The sequence below is a fragment of the Bartonella sp. P12B genome (genome assembly GCF_055796185.1).
This window is the reverse complement of the sequence record NZ_JBTTDI010000001.1, coordinates 1-17,604: the sequence shown is the minus strand read 5'-3', so window position 1 is coordinate 17,604 and position 17,604 is coordinate 1. Positions and strand designations below refer to the sequence as shown.

9 protein-coding genes and 3 tRNA genes are annotated in these 17,604 nt (G+C 36.7%); 8 read left to right on the top strand and 4 right to left on the bottom strand.

Annotated features, from left to right (window positions below):
• Window positions 1–991: 991 nt before the first annotated feature.
• Window positions 992–1,225 carry a 30S ribosomal protein S21 gene (gene rpsU / locus AC0QT1_RS00060; protein ID WP_473199989.1) on the bottom strand — a complete coding sequence of 78 codons (234 nt, stop codon included), beginning with the start codon at window positions 1,223–1,225 and terminating at the stop codon, window positions 992–994.
• 196 nt (window positions 1,226–1,421) lie between these two features.
• Window positions 1,422–3,095 carry a formate--tetrahydrofolate ligase gene (locus AC0QT1_RS00055; RefSeq protein WP_473201376.1) on the bottom strand — a complete coding sequence of 558 codons (1,674 nt, stop codon included), beginning with the start codon at window positions 3,093–3,095 and terminating at the stop codon, window positions 1,422–1,424.
• A gap of 781 nt (window positions 3,096–3,876) precedes the next feature.
• Between AC0QT1_RS00055 and AC0QT1_RS00050 the strand changes: the two genes are divergently transcribed.
• Window positions 3,877–4,602 carry a GNAT family N-acetyltransferase gene (locus AC0QT1_RS00050; protein ID WP_473201375.1) on the top strand — a complete coding sequence of 242 codons (726 nt, stop codon included), beginning with the start codon at window positions 3,877–3,879 and terminating at the stop codon, window positions 4,600–4,602.
• Between the two features lie 915 nt (window positions 4,603–5,517).
• Here AC0QT1_RS00050 and AC0QT1_RS00045 read toward each other — a convergent pair.
• Window positions 5,518–5,594: transfer RNA gene (locus tag AC0QT1_RS00045), tRNA-Arg, on the bottom strand.
• Window positions 5,595–5,983: 389 nt separating this feature from the next.
• Here AC0QT1_RS00045 and AC0QT1_RS00040 point away from each other — a divergent pair.
• The 3 genes from AC0QT1_RS00040 to pgi all read left to right on the top strand — a co-directional run bounded on the left by AC0QT1_RS00040 (window position 5,984) and on the right by pgi (window position 12,120).
• Window positions 5,984–7,123, top strand: a complete 1,140-nt coding sequence (locus AC0QT1_RS00040; protein WP_473199992.1) for an efflux RND transporter periplasmic adaptor subunit — start codon at window positions 5,984–5,986, stop codon at window positions 7,121–7,123.
• On the top strand, window positions 7,123–10,257 hold the full coding sequence (locus tag AC0QT1_RS00035; RefSeq protein WP_473201374.1) for an efflux RND transporter permease subunit: 3,135 nt from the start codon (window positions 7,123–7,125) through the stop codon (window positions 10,255–10,257). The genes AC0QT1_RS00040 and AC0QT1_RS00035 overlap by 1 nt, the downstream gene beginning before the upstream one ends.
• A 198-nt stretch (window positions 10,258–10,455) precedes the next feature.
• Window positions 10,456–12,120, top strand: coding sequence for a glucose-6-phosphate isomerase (gene pgi, locus AC0QT1_RS00030; RefSeq protein WP_473199994.1), 1,665 nt, complete (start codon window positions 10,456–10,458; stop codon window positions 12,118–12,120).
• 32 nt (window positions 12,121–12,152) lie between these two features.
• On the opposite strand, the gene AC0QT1_RS00025 is transcribed toward pgi, so the two are convergent.
• Window positions 12,153–12,242: transfer RNA gene (locus AC0QT1_RS00025), tRNA-Ser, on the bottom strand.
• Between the two features lie 290 nt (window positions 12,243–12,532).
• Between AC0QT1_RS00025 and rplU the strand changes: the two genes are divergently transcribed.
• The 4 genes from rplU to AC0QT1_RS00005 all read left to right on the top strand — a co-directional run bounded on the left by rplU (window position 12,533) and on the right by AC0QT1_RS00005 (window position 17,490).
• Window positions 12,533–13,024, top strand: coding sequence for a 50S ribosomal protein L21 (rplU, locus tag AC0QT1_RS00020; RefSeq protein WP_473201373.1), 492 nt, complete (start codon window positions 12,533–12,535; stop codon window positions 13,022–13,024).
• A 12-nt stretch (window positions 13,025–13,036) separates the two neighbouring features.
• A complete protein-coding gene (rpmA, locus tag AC0QT1_RS00015) occupies window positions 13,037–13,306 on the top strand; it encodes a 50S ribosomal protein L27 (protein WP_473199996.1) in 270 nt (89 codons plus the stop codon).
• A 1,213-nt stretch (window positions 13,307–14,519) separates the two neighbouring features.
• Window positions 14,520–17,048: a phosphoenolpyruvate--protein phosphotransferase gene (ptsP, locus tag AC0QT1_RS00010; protein ID WP_473201372.1), complete on the top strand. Its 2,529-nt coding sequence runs from the start codon at window positions 14,520–14,522 to the stop codon at window positions 17,046–17,048.
• A gap of 352 nt (window positions 17,049–17,400) precedes the next feature.
• Window positions 17,401–17,490: transfer RNA gene (locus tag AC0QT1_RS00005), tRNA-Ser, on the top strand.
• Window positions 17,491–17,604 lie beyond the last annotated feature (114 nt).

Below are 17,604 nucleotides of genomic sequence, written 5' to 3'. Positions count from 1 at the left end.
GTTTTGCAGTACGGTGATGTGATGCACATGTGGGCATATTAAAAATACAATGATCGTTTATGTCTCATTTCAGCTTTTTTTGTATCAAATCAAGTATAGAGGTGTAAAATTTGACGGAAGATTTAATGCAGAATTCGCTTGTGTAATCTATAAAATGAATTACAGAAGTAATCAGCAGAAAAAGTTATTTTTGAAAAAAACTAATCTTTTAATCAGGCTGGTAGAGGTCAGGAGCCTTTGTCCTTTGAGAAGGGGAAGGACATAACAAGCTGGAACTATCATGATATTTTCTAGCTCCCAGTGGTGTGACAAGTCTTGCATTTAGATGGTTTATCAGAGATATTTTTATTCCTCTCTTCATAGTTTTATCCACACGCAAATCCTCTTATACTTCTGGAAAGGAATGATTTTTTTGATTCAACAAAAACAGATTTGAAATGAGGAAATCTTCAATATTCGAGGGGGGGACAAACTCAAGTTGTGAGTTATCATTATAAATCAAAATGTTATTGTTAAAATAAAAGCTACAAATTCCACCGCTTCATTAAATTAAGTGAAGGAGAGAAATCACTTATTTTATATTATATCATTTATCATGCAATCATGGTACTGTGATAGTAATTTACAGTTAGCAGCTTAATGGATTCAAGAGATGTAAAAGATGCGGAATGTTTGATATCAATAAAAAAATCTTACAAGATTTGTGTGTCAAGAAAAATTACATTGAGCGATAACAAAAAAACGCATCCGATAAATTTTCGTATAACAACGGATATCTTTAAAAATTCTAAGTGATAATTTGCATTCCTATCACTTAAAAAGATAAGAGTTAAAAAGAGGGCAAAGATACTACAAAATACTCTCTTTGAGTCAACTTCTGTTCAGAAAACCATTAGAACAAAAAACAGAGAGAAAAGCATCACAAAGATGCCCCTTAATATTGCACTTACACCATCGTAGTCGCAACTCTAAGAACACTTTAAAGAATATATTATTTTATTGCAGCAGTCCGGCCATTAGTAACAAGGCCTTCTCTTTGTGCACGTTTACGGGCAAGTTTACGTGTACGACGAATAGCTTCAGCTTTTTCACGAGCACGTTTTTCAGATGGTTTTTCATAATATCCACGCATCTTCATTTCTCGGAAAATGCCTTCACGTTGCATCTTCTTCTTCAGCGCACGCAGCGCTTGATCAACATTGTTATCACGAACGAGTACTTGCACGATCTATCCTGCTTTGTTTCAGTGTCATAAATAATAGGCAAAAAGCCCCGCCCTTTTTAAGTTGCATTTAAAAGGACATACGCTAAGGGACATATATCATATAAATAAAGCACTTGTCTAGATCGCTTTTTATAATTCTATTCTTTTCGCTATAAAGTGCTTTTCATAACGCATGATTAAGTTTACGAAGAGAGGCTTATGAAAGTCCCTGTATCTGATCATTCTTGTCAAGATGAATTTTTTCAGCGGCAGGATAATGTGGTAAGCCTGGCATGGTCATGACATCTCCGCAAATAACGACAATAAAGCCAGCCCCTGCCGAGAGGCGAACTTCACGTACAGGAATTTCAAAATCAACAGGAGCACCGTACTGAGTGGGATCAGAAGAAAAGGAATAGGGTGTTTTTGCCATACAAATAGGGTAAGTGCCATAACCTTCTTTTTCCCAAGATTCTAATTGTTTGAGAAGAGGAGCTGGGATGATGGCTCCACGTCCACCATAGAGGTTTGTTATGATGCAATTAATTTTCTGAACGAGTGGGAGGTCATTTTGATACAGAACTTTGAAATGGGAATTTTTTTCTTCAATCAAGGTAATAAGTTCTCGTGCAAGTTCTATTGCGCCCCTTCCCCCTTGTTTCCAATGTGTGCAGACAATAGCTTTGTGTCCGGTTGTCGCAACTATTTTTTGTAACGTCCTTATTTCAGCATCACTATCGGTGTCAAAATGATTAAGGGCAACAATACAAGGAATACCGTAGTGTTCCATGTTTTTGATATGTCGTAAAAGATTAGCTGCTCCCTTTTGTAAAGCAGGGACATTTTCTTCTGACAGATTATTTTTATCCACACCACCATTCATTTTTAATGCGCGAATTGTTGCGACAATTACTGTAGCATCCGGTATAATATCTGCTTGTCGACATTTAATATTGAAGAATTTTTCTGCTCCAAGATCGGCTCCAAATCCTGCTTCTGTGACAACATAATCTGCGAGTTTTAAAGCAGTTTTTGTTGCTATAACTGAATTGCAACCATGAGCAATGTTGGCAAAAGGCCCTCCGTGAACAAAAACTGGGTTATTTTCAATTGTTTGTACAAGATTAGGTTGCATGGCATCTTTTAAAAGAACTGTCATTGCACCTACCGCATTGAGATCAGCAGCTGTTACAGGTGTTTTATCATAACGATAGGCAACAATAATTTTTTTAAGTCTTTGCGAAAGATCCTCCAAATTTTTAGCAAGACAAAAAATAGCCATAATTTCTGATGCAACAGTAATATCAAAACCTGTTTGGCGTGGAAAACCATTGGTTATTCCACCTAATGAAATAACAATATCGCGTAACGCACGATCATTCATATCGAGAATGCGCTTCCAAACAATGCGACGTGGATCAATATTCAGAGTATTTCCCCAGTAGATATGATTATCGATTATTGCAGCAAGAAGATTATGGGCAGCTGTAATGGCGTGAAAATCGCCCGTAAAATGTAAATTCAAGTCATCCATCGGTACAACTTGAGCATAACCACCTCCAGCAGCACCACCTTTTATACCAAAGCAGGGGCCTAAAGACGGTTCTCTTAAGGCAGCTATTGTTTTTTTTCCAATGAGATTGAGGGCATCATTAAGTCCAACGGTTGTTGTTGTTTTTCCTTCTCCAGCAGGTGTTGGATTGATAGCCGTGACGAGAATAAGTTTACCATCCGGATTTTTATTGAGCGATTTTATATATGTAGAAGAAATTTTAGCTTTGTCATGTCCATAAGGAATGAGATTTTCATGTGTGATACCAATTTTTTGTGCAATTTCTGTAATGTGTTGTTTCTGGGCAGTGCGAGCAATTTCAATATCTGTTTTGAGCATGGGAAAATTCTTTACTTAGTTTTTTGACATCAAGGTTTGTATTATAAGCGGATGAAAAAGCTTATAGCATATAGAGAGAAGATAGGGCATTATAAAAGTTGACAGACTGTGCAAGAGGGAGTGTTACACTGAACTTTTTGATTCTATAAGCAGTTTATTTTATTGATATTTTTTATATTTTGCTAAGAAAGAATGTTAGAGTTCTAGCAATTTTATAGGAAAAGATTTTTTAAAAGAGAATGAAATATTTTTTGCATTTTAAAGAGGTGAAAAAGATCTTCAAAGATTGATCTTTTAAAGGAATGAGCACGCCTAAGATACCAGATGCATCTCAAAATATCTTGGAAGAAAGTTCTGATTTGTAATCAGGAAAAGCAGGCATGGTGCCATCTAGCAACGCTACAAAGCATATAAAATGGTATATCAGAAGAATTTCTGGTCGTAGGTTACTTCATAATAAATTGATTTATTGATATTTTTTAATGGTTAAGGATTTTTAATAAGGTTCAAGAGATTGGGGAGAAACAATAAAGTCCCAGAGGATAATTTTTTAGTATTGGCGGCGGATTTTTTGCAGCCTTGCAAATTATAGAGGCTTATTTAAAAAAAATTTGTATTATTTTTGAACTGATAAATTTTTTACAGGCTCAGTATTAAAAGATCAATTTAAAATGATGAGCAATGACAAGGAAAAATAAATGTTAAATAAATCAAAAATTGACTTATCGTTAGAGAATAATTTTTTTCAAAGGTGTGTTTTTTACCAAAACTGTGTTCCAAAATGAAGGTTGTTGATTTTTCAAATGGGGTGTCTTCTGTTAATTCGACATTTGCTTCAGACACATTCAATATTATATCTGCTAAAAATTTACAAGAAACTATACCTGTAGACCAAGCAAAGTCCATAATTGATTCCTTTAATGTACAGAAATTACCTTTAGCTTGGTGGGTTGGACCTCATTCGTCTCATTATAACGTCGATAAAGTTCTCTTATCTATAGGCTTAGAGCATGTCGAAACAGAGGTAGGAATGGCGGCTTTAGCACAAGATATAGACTCCCATGTTACTTTTATGCTGGATAATTTCAAAATTAAGGAAGTTGAATCACTTCAAGATTTTATAGATTATGGAAATGTTATGGCATCAGTATTTGAGTCTTTTGATGAGGAGGCGATAATATTTTATGAAACAATAGGTGGCTGTTATAAAAAAGATCCTAATGTAGATATGTTCGTTGGTTATATAAATAATAATCCTGTGGCAATATGTTTTTGTATTAAAGCGGATGGAGTTGGTGGGGTGTATGATATTGTCACCAATCCAGATTTTCAGAAAAGAGGTGTTAGAACATTAATGACAAAAGTTGCTATTGAGCATTTAAAAAGAAAGAAATGTCATGTTATTGGTATGCAAGCCTCTCACGAGGGAATTGGCATTTATAAGAAATTGGGTTTTATAAACTTTGGTGAATTCAAAGTTTATTCCAATAAACACATAGTGGTTTAACTATGAACTCTTTTTTTCTAATTGACAAGAAAATTTATTATTTTCAGCAGAACTCAAATATAGTCAACCAATCTATACAATTAAGGAATTTTGGCCAATCCCCTTTAATACGGATATAGAAAAGCTAAAATCAGTTATTGCAAATAGAATTGTTTCAAAAAAGCATCGATTATAGATCCAATTTGAACAAATGAAAATTTTTTTGATATGACTGAAAATTTACTGTTTGTTGCTTGTATTGATGAAGAGTTAGAAGGAAAATTAGCTAAAACTACATTTTCATCATAGTTTTTTAGATGGTTGGTTTGTTAATAAAGTAATAGAAAAATTTCCACTTTATACAATAACCAAGCTGTTAATTCAGTCCTTGAATATATTATATATGCTGATCTCGCGTGCTTCCCTTCAAATGAAAAGCATACTGAAACTCATCTCCCTTTTCTTAAGAACAGTCATCAAGGTTTTCCATGCACTGGTCACTTCGTTCAAATAAACGAAAAAGAGATCGCTAATATTATGGAACATATGTGTTTCATTAAAGCAATTTTATTTTCTACATTAATTGATATAATTATTAATTCATTCAATATTTATTATAATATAGATTTCTCTATACTATTTTGCTCAAGGACTACTGACAATTTAGAAAAGGTAGAAACACCTGTTAACACGCAGTTATTATCATTAAACAAAAAACGAGATAATATTTCCTACATGCCGTTCAAAAATTCTTATTAGAATTATTAAAAACACCTAAATCGTTAAACAATTACCAGAACACTCCAAGAAAATTATATTGGAAATAAGGAATCAAAAAACCACAAAAAGTCCATTATAGATAAAAAAATAAGTTAAAAGAATCAAATGATTCAAAATCTCCGAACTTTTATATAACCTATTTACTTTACTGATATATGGCGCACCCGAAGAGATTCGAACTCCTGACCCCCAGATTCGTAGTCTGGTGCTCTATCCAGCTGAGCTACGGGTGCATATTTTCAAATTTCCATATCATTAAGATAAGGGGTTTCCTAATCTTTTCCTTAAGGAATTGCAAGTGAAACTTGGTGAAAATAGAAATTTTGTCTTTTACTCTTTATTATACACTTAAAAAAAGTCTACAGTTTATTGCTGGTTTCAGTTGGTTTGTGCATGGCGCTTTTTACTGTGAACAGTATAATTCAATATGAACGATAGTTAACTTGACGCTTTAAACTACGCAAGATATTTAGAGTAAGGATGAGATATGTTTTTCGCGGTGGGGAGCAAGAGATACTACCTGCAATTTGATTTTTTCGAAACTCGGATGTGACTGTTGAAAACTGTTTCAAACAAATTTTCAGATTATTGCGTATTATAGTGACAGAGCAAAGGTAGATGTATGGAGTTATCAAAAAAGATTTTTCCACTTATGTTTTTCATTGTCGTTTTGATGGTTACTTATTGGGCTGGAAAGCAGAGTTCAAAGCAACCCATTTCTATAGTGGATAAAACAACAAATGCATCGAATAAAAGTTTAAAGGCATCGAAGGGAAGTCCGCCAACGAATGTTGTTGTTGATTTTGTAAAAGTTCAAGATTTTTATGAACAGTTGAATGCACTTGGAAGTGGAAAAGCATTTTCTGCGGTAGAGTTAACTCCTTGGTCATCAGGTGTTGTTGATAAGCTTTTTGTATCAGCGGGCACAAAAGTAAAAGTGGGTGATGCAATTGCAAAACTTGATTCTCAAAAGGAGGAAATAACGGCTGAAAAAGCAAAAGTTCAACGTGATAATAGTGCATTAACGCTTTCGCGTATTCTTAAATTGCGTTCCAGCAATACAGCAACAGAAGTTCAGGAAATTACGGCACGTTTGGAGTTGGATAATGCAAATTTGGTTTTGCGTGATGCTACTTTAGCACTTGATCGGCGAACAATTCGTGCACCAATAAACGGAGTTGTTGGTATTTTGCCGGTTAATGTAGGTCATGCTGTTACTCCTAACACTATAATAGGTAGTATTGAGAACAGAGAACGTATTTTAGTTGATATATGGGTACCTGAACGGTACACATCGCATATTCATAAAGGAGATGAAGTAACTGCAACATTAACGGCACAGTCGGATAAAACTTTTGTTGGTCATATTTATGCGATTGATAATGTCATTGATCCAGAAAGCCGCACACTTCATGTTCAGGTTGAAATCAAGAATGAAAAAGATATGCTCCTTTCTGGTATGTCTTTTTCTGTTGCATTTCAATTCCATGATGGCGCTTTCCCTGTCGTTAACCCTCTTGCGGTTCAGTGGAACAGTAAAGGGTCATTCGTTTGGCGTGTAAAGGAGGATAAAGTAGAGCCGATTCCCGTATCAATTATTCAGCATAAAGCAGATCAGATATTTGTAGAAGCACCCTTAAAGAACGGTGATCGAGTTGTTATTCAAGGAGTACAGATGCTCCATTCAGGAAGTAGGATTACTTTTGATGATTTAAAGCTGCATCAACAGCAATTATTAGTGCCTCATGAGCAGGATGTATAATGAGTCAGGAATTTAGCACGAAGCAACCTATGGCACAGGGAGAACAAGGCGGTCTCATTGCCTTATTTATTCGCAGACCTGTTTTTACCTTTGTTATAAATGCCATGATCATGATTGCAGGGTTTGCTGCTTGGTTGAATGTTGATGTACGCGAACTGCCAGATGTTGATACTCCTGTAACAACAATTGTGACAGCTTTTGCCGGGGCATCAGCGGAAACAATTGATCGTGAAGTTACGAAACCTATAGAAGATGCTGTTTCTCGTGTGTCAGGTGTTAAAACAATCTCTTCAAGTTCTTCTTTTGGCCGTTCCCGTGTAGAGATTAATTTTAATGTTGGTGTTGATTTGAATGTTGCCGCATCTGACATTCGCGATGCTCTTTCTCGCATTGCGTATTCTTTACCCAGAAATGCTGATACACCTTTGATTATTAAAGCAGATTCGAATGCTGCTGCAATGATGTATTTAGTTGTAACTTCACCAACGATGAGTATTGATGATTTAACAGCAGTTGTAAATGATCAAATTGTTGATGCGCTTTCCGCCGTTGATGGCGTTGGTGATGTGCAGGTTGATAGTGCACGGACGAAGATTTTTCAAATTGATGTCGATCACGCAAAGCTTGCGAGTTATGGATTGACTGTAGCAGATATTTCACGTGTTCTTGCTGATATGACAACGGATGTACCAGTAGGGTCATTACGCAATTCTAAGCAAACTTTAATTGTCCGTGCTACTGCACGTTTAACAACACCAGAAGCTTTTGAACAGGTTGTCTTAAAACCTCATGTGCATCTTGGTGATGTTGCGCATGTTACTTTATCGCCTGATGTAGAGACGGTTATTCTTCGTGTCAATGGGAAGACAGGAATTGGGCTGGGGATTGTGCGTAAAGCACAATCGAACACCCTTAATATTTCTCAAGATGTTCGAGAGGTTTTGAATCATCTCAAAAGTGTTGTTCCTTCTTCTGTACATATGGACATCATTAGTGATGATGCACTTTTTATTAAAAGTGCCCTTCATGAGGTTGAGGTAGCATTGGTCATTGCTGTTCTCAGTGTTATTTTGGTGATTTTTCTTTTTCTAAGAGATATTCGTGTAACGCTTATCCCCGCATTATCTATTCCTGTCGCTTTGATTGGTACAATTGCTGCTATTTACCTTGTCGGATTTTCTTTAAATATTCTCACATTTTTGGGGCTTGTTTTGGCAACAGGGCTTGTGGTGGATGACGCGATTGTTGTTCTTGAAAATATTGTTCGGAGGCGTAATATGGGATTAGGTCCTAGGGCAGCGGCGGTACTAGGAACACGAGAAGTATTTTTTGCTGTTTTAGCAACAACATTAACGTTAGTTGCTGTGTTTGTGCCTATTTCTTTTCTTCCTGGGCAAGTAGGAGGACTTTTTAGAGAGTTTGGTTTTGTATTAGCAATTTCTATTCTTCTTTCTTCGATTGTTGCCTTAACACTTTGCCCTATGTTGGCTTCACGTCTTCTCAAAGGATACGCTGAAAGCGATGAGCAAGCGGCGCGTCATCTTACTTTTTTACATAAGTTAGGTTCTTTTTTTAACAGAGGATATGCTTATAGTTTGCATAAATGTTTGCAAAGACCTTGGACTGTTATTTTTGCTTCGTTTATTTTTGCCTGTCTTTGTGTTGGAGGCTATACGAAATTACAACAGGAGTTGACGCCAGCAGAAGATAGAGCGCTTATATTTTTGGTCATTAATGGACCACAGGGGATTTCAACACAATATCTGAATGAGCAAGTGGAGCAGATTGAAACGAGTTTACAGCCATTGCGTGACTCTGGAGAGATTGCTAATAGTTATTCCATTGCTGGCATCGGTGGTTCATCGAATACTGCTTTTTTGATTTTGTTGCTTTCCTCTTGGGATAAGCGTGTGCGCTCTCAACAAGAGATCGTAGAAGATGTTAATGCTAAGGTTAGGCAGTTTCCAGCGGTTTTCGTGTTTGCTGCACAGGGAAATTCTTTAGGTGTGAGAGGAACTGGACAAGGGTTGCAATTTGCAATTCTTGGCAATGACTATACAAAATTACAACCAATTGCTGATAAACTTGTTACTGCTTTGCAAGCTGATCCTCATTTCATTCGTCCACGGCTTACTGTTGATGCAACGCAACCACAGTTTTTTATTGAAATTAATCGGGAAAAAGCCTCTGAATTAGGGGTTGATATCACCAATTTGGGGAATACATTGCAAGCAATGTTGGATGGTAAAAAAATTGGTTCCGTTTATGTCGATGACCATTCTTATGATGTAAAACTAACTTCGCGTCACAATCCACTTAACAATCCTCACGATTTGGAAAATATTTTTTTAAAAACCAAGAGCAATAAATATGTTCCTTTATCGGTTATTGCAAGCTTGCATGAAAAAGCCATTGCGCCTCAATTAAAACGAGAGAAGCGCATGAGTGCTATTGTTTTAAGCGCAAATCTTGCTCCAGGAGTCGTTTTAGGGAACGCTTATCAGACTGTACAGAAAATTGCTGCTCCTTTATTATCAGGGGGGAATTATATTGTTCCTTTAGGAGAAGCCGCCACTCTTGGTGAAACATCTTCCAATTTTATGATTGTTTTTGGAATCGCCTTTGTGATTATTTTATTAGTTTTGGCTGCACAGTTTGAAAGTTTTATCTCAGGATTTATCATCATGGCGACTGTACCATTAGGGATTGGTTGTGCGGTTATTGCTATGCTGTTGAGTGGAGTTAGTCTAAATATTTACAGTCAAATTGGTTTAATTTTGTTAGTTGGTGTTATGGCCAAAAATGGGATTCTTATTGTTGAGTTTGCAGATCAATTACGAGATCAAGGAAAAAGCGTGCGTGACGCTATTGAAGAAGCGGCGAATATTCGTCTTCGCCCAGTTTGTATGACGATGATTTGTGCTATATTAGGAGGAATTCCTTTGGTTTTAGCTAAAGGTGCTGGAGCAGAAGCACGTGTAGCTTTAGGTTGGGTTATTGTTGGTGGTTTGGGTTTAGCAACTATTTTTACGCTTTATGTCACACCAGTTGTTTATCTATTTTTGGGACGTTTTGTAAGACCAAAAGCAGAAGAATCTATGCGCTTAATAAAGGAACTCAGCCAAGTTGAATGATGTATTTGGTAGAGAAAGGTTTGGAAGTTTTTTTATTTTTGTTTTAAAAATGCCGTTTTCAGGTTTTACCCTTACGCTTTCATACCCTTTTATTTTGTATATGAACAGTAAAAATAGGTTAGTAATAAAGAGATTTTCTCTGTTTCATTACTGTTTGTTGAACAGATTTCATTATCAATAATTGTACGAGTTAAGTTCATGGAAGAGAGTTTGCCGCTTCGAAACGAAAAAGCTTTTGAGGGAATTTTAAAAGCTTTAAGAAGACATGCTACCAAGGATGGGGTCCATGATATCTGTCGACATTTCGAAGGAGATGAACAGCGTTTTTGCCATTTCTCTTTGAGGCTTGATGATCTTCTTTTTGATTTTTCAAAATGTGGTGTGACATTTAAAACATTGCAACTCTTAGATGATTTAGCAATTGCAGCAGATGTATTAGGCAGGCGTGAAGCAATGTTTTTAGGTCAGGCCATTAATACAACTGAAAAGCGCTCTGTTTTGCATATTGCATTACGTTTGTCTGCTGACGAAGTTTTTATGTTAGATGGCCATGATATTGTTCGGGATATTCAGGTTGTTCTTAACAACATGGAAAGATTTTCTGAAAGTGTGCGTGATGGTAGCTATAAGGGAAATAATGGTGAGAAGATAACCGATATTGTCAATATTGGTATTGGAGGTTCTGATCTTGGACCTGCAATGGTCACGCATGCTTTAAAACCTTATCATGATGGTCCGCATTGCCATTTTGTTTCTAATGCTGACAGTGCACATATTTCCGATATTCTCTCTGTTTTGAATCCAGCAACGACGCTGTTTGTTATTGCCTCTAAAACTTTTAAAACGGCTGAAACAATGGCAAATGCTCAAGTTGCACATCAATGGATTTGTTCACATTTAGGGGAGGAAGCTGTTCGCACACATTTCATTGCTGTTTCTAGTGCGCTTGATAAAGTAGCAGAATTTGGCATAGATTTTTCAAGGGTTTTTGGATTTTGGAATTGGGTTGGAGGGCGCTATTCGATTTGGTCTGCTATTGGTCTTGTTGTTATGTTGGCAATAGGTGGTCAGAATTTTCGTCAGTTTCTTCAAGGGGCTCAGCAGATGGACCAACATTTTAGAGCAGCACCTTTGCATAAGAATATTCCTATTCGATTTGCTCTTTTAGGGTTTTGGCATCGCGTCATTTGTGGTTATTCATCACGTGCTATTATTCCTTATGAACAGCGTTTAGCGCGATTTCCAGCTTATTTGCAACAACTTGATATGGAATCGAATGGTAAGCAGGTTTCTTTGACTGGAAAACCCTTAACTTTTTCAAGTGGTCCAGTTATTTGGGGTGATTCAGGGACAAATGGTCAACATGCTTTTTTTCAGCTTTTGCACCAAGGAACAGATGTTATTCCCGTGGAATTTATTTTATTTGTAAAAGGACATGAACACAATTTACATCATATGCATGACATGTTGGTGGCGAATTGTTTGGCACAATCAAAAGCCTTAATGAAAGGACGCAGTGTTGAAGATGCTTGGCGTATCCTTGTAAAAAGTGGAATTGATGAATGTGAAGCAGATAATTTAGCACGTCATAGAAGTTTTAAGGGAAACCGCCCTAGTATTATGGTGGTTCAGGATTTACTAACACCTTTTGCGCTCGGTCGCCTTATTGCACTTTATGAGCATCGTATTTTTGTCGAAGGTATTTTGATGAACATTAATTCATTTGATCAATGGGGTGTGGAGCTTGGTAAAGAATTAGCCAATGAATTGTTACCAATACTGCGTGGAGAAAAAAAAGCTAACAAGCGTGATAGCTCAACATTAGGGTTATTGGCACATATTCAAGCCAAACGTGTAGAATAAATTGTTCTCATGAAGATTACTTGAAGATAATTTGGCGGAGAGAGAGGGATTTGAACCCCCGATAGAGTTGCCCCTATGCCGCATTTCGAGTGCGGTGCTTTCAACCGCTCAGCCATCTCTCCATATATAAAGTGCAATAAAATTTCATATTCTTTAAGCTATATAGCGGGTAGATAACCTTCAATTGTTTTTAGTACAACCCTTTTTTGTTTTTTTATAGGACTTTATTGACAGAGAATAGAAATTCCGTCATATATGAAAACGTAAGCGTGGAGAGATCTGCGCATATTTGTGTTGAGGAGGATGTTTATCCTTCTTTTCAAATCGATTACGACTGATAAAAAGCAGCCTATTTTCCCTTATTGATGAGGCATAAATTAAATAAGAGCTGGAATGAACGGAAGGATGAAAAATGTTCGCAGTCATTAAAACCGGTGGTAAGCAATACCGCGTTATTGCTAACCAAGTGGTGAAAGTTGAAAAAATTATTGGCAATGCGGGTGATGTTGTTGAATTCAAAGATATATTGATGATTGAGCAAGAGGGTAATGCGGTTATTGGTGCGCCTGTTATTGCCGATGCTTTGGTTACTGCTGAGATTATAGAGCAAGTTCGTGGGCGTAAGGTTATCGCATTTAAAAAGCGTCGTCGTCAAAATTCGAAACGCACACGTGGTCATCGTCAAGAGTTGACAACAGTTCGTATATTAGAAATTTTAATGGGTGGCTCAAAGCCTAAAAAAACAGTTGCAAAACCAATTAAAGAGGAAGCCACTGCATTAAAAGAGCAAACAAAAGAAACAGAAGCAGCTGCTTCTGTTAAGAAAACAGCTAAAAAAACTGCTGAAAAAAAGACTGCACCGCAGAAGAAAGCGGCTGTAGCAGCAGAGAGTAAAAAAGATTAAAGGAGAACGTCCATGGCACATAAAAAAGCTGGTGGTTCATCGCGTAATGGTCGCGATTCAGAATCGAAACGTCTTGGCGTTAAAAAATTTGGTGGTGAAGCCGTTATTGCTGGAAATATTATTGTTCGTCAGCGCGGTACACGTTGGCATGCTGGTAACAATGTCGGTATTGGAAAAGATCATACTCTTTTTGCGCTATCAAATGGGACTGTTTCTTTTCAACGGAAAGCAAATAACCGTTCATATGTTTCGGTTATTCCCATGGTAGAAGCACAAAAGTAATTTTTAGTATTCTTTACCAATAAACCGTTGTTTTGTTGAATTTCCATTGTGAGATTAGGGCTCTTAAAGAGGAAAGATAGAGGTGCTATCTTTCCTCTTTTGCGTTGATGATATAGTCTAATTTTGTGATGTACAGGAAATCAAAAAACGAAATCTAGGAAAATCTTCCTCTTAAATAACCAAAAAATTGATGTTATATTCCATTTATACTGAAAGCATGAACGTTATGATGAAATTTTCCGCTCATGTTGCAAAAGATGATGAGTTTGTGGTTATTTTTGATAGTTATAATATTCTTTAAAGAGTTATGAGATGAGTAAGGCTATCGGTTTAGAAGAGAGAGAACAGATAAAAAGATTGTGGTAGTATTCATCAAAGCTATTTTGAAGTCTGTATGTTGGAGGATTTCAGTCTCTAGGGTGAAGTTATGCTATTAAGGGAATTTAAGCGTGATAAGAGAGAAGCGATTGATATGCGAGAAGAGACTTTAAAAGTGTTTTTATCTATCTGTTATAAAACATTATGAAAACAAACTTATAAGTATAAAATCAAAGGTTTGTTAAGCTAAAAGCACTTTTCATTTTGCAGCGTTATTATTTTGCTTTTTAAAATATTTAGAAATTAGGGTTGTGTTTAGGGATTTGTTTATTTTTTGGATATGCATCTTGGGGTGAGTGATCCAATGAAGAGGGTTTTATGGTTTGAATGGTTATTTGAAAAAGAGAATTCTGTAATGTAGTCAAGGTTGTCTCTTGAGGATTTTGTGCTGTGAGATATTTATTACAATGTAATCTTAATGAGAGAGGTTACGTTTGTTCGTTTTTGATCATTTAATAAGGTGAGAGAGAAGGAACAACAGGTTGCTCAATTTTGAGGGAATTAAAATTAGCTAAAGGTGCTGAGATTGGGGATATTCTGTTTTTTATATGAGGAGTAATAACAGGTTATGTCGAATAACTTGAGAGGGTAACACAATAGTTTTTCAATTGATTTGGTGTGCAAAGATTGGGGTGTTTTTCTTTGTGCAATAAAGAGTGCGAGTGATGCCAGTTGGTTGAGGGATCACGGTGGAGGAAATTTACCGTTCAATTATATTCCGTACAACCAAGGAAAATTGCGGTATTATTTATGTTTTGTATGTTGGAAAATACGGCTTTGAAATAAAATTTATCAGAAATATTCATGCTCAAATATGAGGGAGTTTAAATTCATCATGAGATGTGAGAAAGTAGAAGCACTGAATACAGATTTTAACGAGGGTGAAATTTTATCTATAAGGTCTGTACAACTTGCTGCTGCTTTTGATCATAAAAATGATGCGATTCGTGCTGCTGTTGAATTGCTTGTACAGGTTGGTGCGGTTGACAAATGTTATCTGGCAAGCGTACTCCAACGTGAGGCAATCACGAATACGTGGCTTGGGAATGGTATAGCAATTCCTCATGGAATGGTTGAAAGTCGTCATTTGATTATTAGAGATGCTGTTGCTGTTATACAGGTTCCTGCTGGTGTTGAGTGGCGGCAGGGAAAGAAGGCACATTTAGTTATTGCCATTGCTGCTTGTCCAGATCGATATCGAGAGATTTGCAGACAATTAACGCCTCTTTTATTTGATAAGGAACGGCTTGAAGCTCTTTCAATAACGACAGATAAACAACAAATTGTTACAACTCTATTTGGTCAGGATATAAAAATGGGGAAGAATTTGATTGGTGATCTGTCAGTTTACCAAGAATGGACTTTAGATTATCCAAGTGGTCTTCATGCGCGACCAGCTTCTCTTTGGGTTGACTTTGCAAAAAAAGCTCAGAGTTCTATCAGAATTCGCCATGGTCAGTATGCTGTTGAAATGAAAAATTTAGTTGGTTTGTTGCAATTAGGAGCAAAAAACGGTGATGTTCTGATTTTTTCGACGGATGCTGCAGAGGGTGTACAACTTCTTAAGGATGCAATTTCTGTTGCGAAAAAAGTGAGCATAAGTGAAAAATGTATGATGAGAGAAATAGAATCTCACTCTAAAGCTTTTCATAGTTGGTATCCACGCTCTGGGCAAAGAGGTATTTCTGGTGTTGGAGCAAGTTCAGGGTTAGCTCTTGGTAAGATTTTTGTTTTAAAGCAAAATAATATTTCCATAACGGATCAGCCAATTGATTTTGCAATTGGCACTGCATGTCTTGAAAATGCTCTTACAAAAACCAAACATAAGATGGCATCAGTTGTTGCTGAGATTACAGCGCGTATGGGGGCAGATTCAGCTGCGATTTTTTCTGCACAAATGGTTTTTCTTGAAGATGACAATTTGATAGCGCAAGCTTTTCGTTTTATTGCAGAAGGTCATGGTGTCGCGTGGTCTTGGGATAGAGCAGTTCGGCAATTTGCAGATATGTTTTCTAAGGTAGATAATCCTTTATTAGCGGCGCGTGCTGTAAATTTAATTGACGTTGGTCGTCGTGTTCTAGGTGAAATCAATCCATCCTATAGATCATTCTTTTTAAATGATATCCCGCGTGGTATTATTCTTGTTACAGATGATTTATCTCCTTCTGATATAGCTCAGCTTGATTGTACAAAGGTGCAAGGATTAGCAACAGCATGGGGAGGGCCACTGTCTCATACAGCTATTTTAGCGCGTACTCTTGGTATTCCAATGATTGTTGCTATGGGGACTGATGTTTTAGCAATTGAATGTGATGTCCAAGCTATTATTGATGGTGATAATGGGTTCATTTACCTTGATCCTGTTCCTGAAGATGTTGAAGATGTGCAAAGGCAGATAAGTGTTGTCACGCAAAAGCGTGACAGCGAAATACGTGTATTTAGATTACCAGTGCAAACGACAGATGGCCAAAGGATTCGCATCATGGCTAATGTCAATGATACAAATCAAGTTTCTGCTGCCTTAGATTTGGGGGCTGAAGGTGTTGGCCTTATGCGTACAGAATTTTTATTTTTAGATAGTCCACATATTCCAAGTGAAGAAGCACAATTTAATGTTTATAGAGCAATGATTGCAGCGGTTGGGGATAAGCCATTGATTATCCGTGCGCTGGATATTGGTGGAGATAAACAGGTTACACATTTACATTTATCTAAAGAGAACAATCCTTTTTTAGGTGTTCGAGGAATGCGGCTTTTATTACGTCGGCGAGATCTTTTGGTTCCTCAATTACGTGCTTTGTATCGAGCCGCAAAAGAAGGCGGAGATTTATGGATTCTGTTTCCGATGGTTATGTCTGTTTCAGAGATTTTTGCTATGAAAAAAATCATGGAAGAAATTCGCAATGATATTAGTGCACCAAAATTAAAGCTTGGGATTATGGTAGAGGTCCCAGCTGCCGCTATTATGGCAGATATTTTGAGTGCTTATGTTGATTTTTTCTCGATTGGAACGAACGACTTAACGCAGTATACAATGGCTGTTGATCGCCAAAATCCTTATCTTGTCTCTGAAGCTGATAGTCTTGATCCAGCAATTTTACGCATGATTCATTATACTATCCAGGGTGCAGAAAAACATAATTGTTGGGTTAGTGTGTGTGGTGATATGGCTGGAGATCCTTTTGCAGCGATGATTTTAACTGGTTTGGGAATTAACGAACTTTCTATGATCTCCAGTGATATTTCTTCAGTAAAAGCACGTTTGCAAACTCATAGTTTTGCAGATATGAAAATTTTAGCAAGAAAGGCATTACAGTGTGAAACTGCACGAGCTGTCCGCGCTCTTAGCAATGATATAAAATGATGTAGAAACTTTAAGGCAAGGATAATGATTACATTCTGTAATTTGCTAAAGAGAAATCACATTATAAATAATTTTGTTAACATCAATTTTATTATCCTCGTGAAATATGGTGTAATGTTGGTTGACCAAAAGGCTCATGTAATTGCTTATCCTGCCGATTATTAGATATAAATATGGATAGAGGTTCGTGGTATGTTGCCTATCCACGAAAAAGTTACTTTTTAAAAGTAGAGAAATTACCTGTTATTTAGTAATTATCTTGCCTCGTTTTGATAAATAAAGTTGTTTTTTGAATTTTGAGTATGAGTTTAAGCTTGCACGTTATTTCTTTCTGGGTATAGTGCAAGCTTCTGGAGAGGTGGCCGAGTGGTTGAAGGCGCACGCCTGGAACGCGTGTATATGGGAAACCATATCGAGGGTTCGAATCCCTCTCTCTCCGCCATTCAATATTTAACAATAAATGACTTATTGGTTTTCCATATGTTTTTTAAAGGTGCGGGATACGTGAATAAAGGTTAGGGAATAGGATTTTCTAACATTCCTCCGCAACACGAAT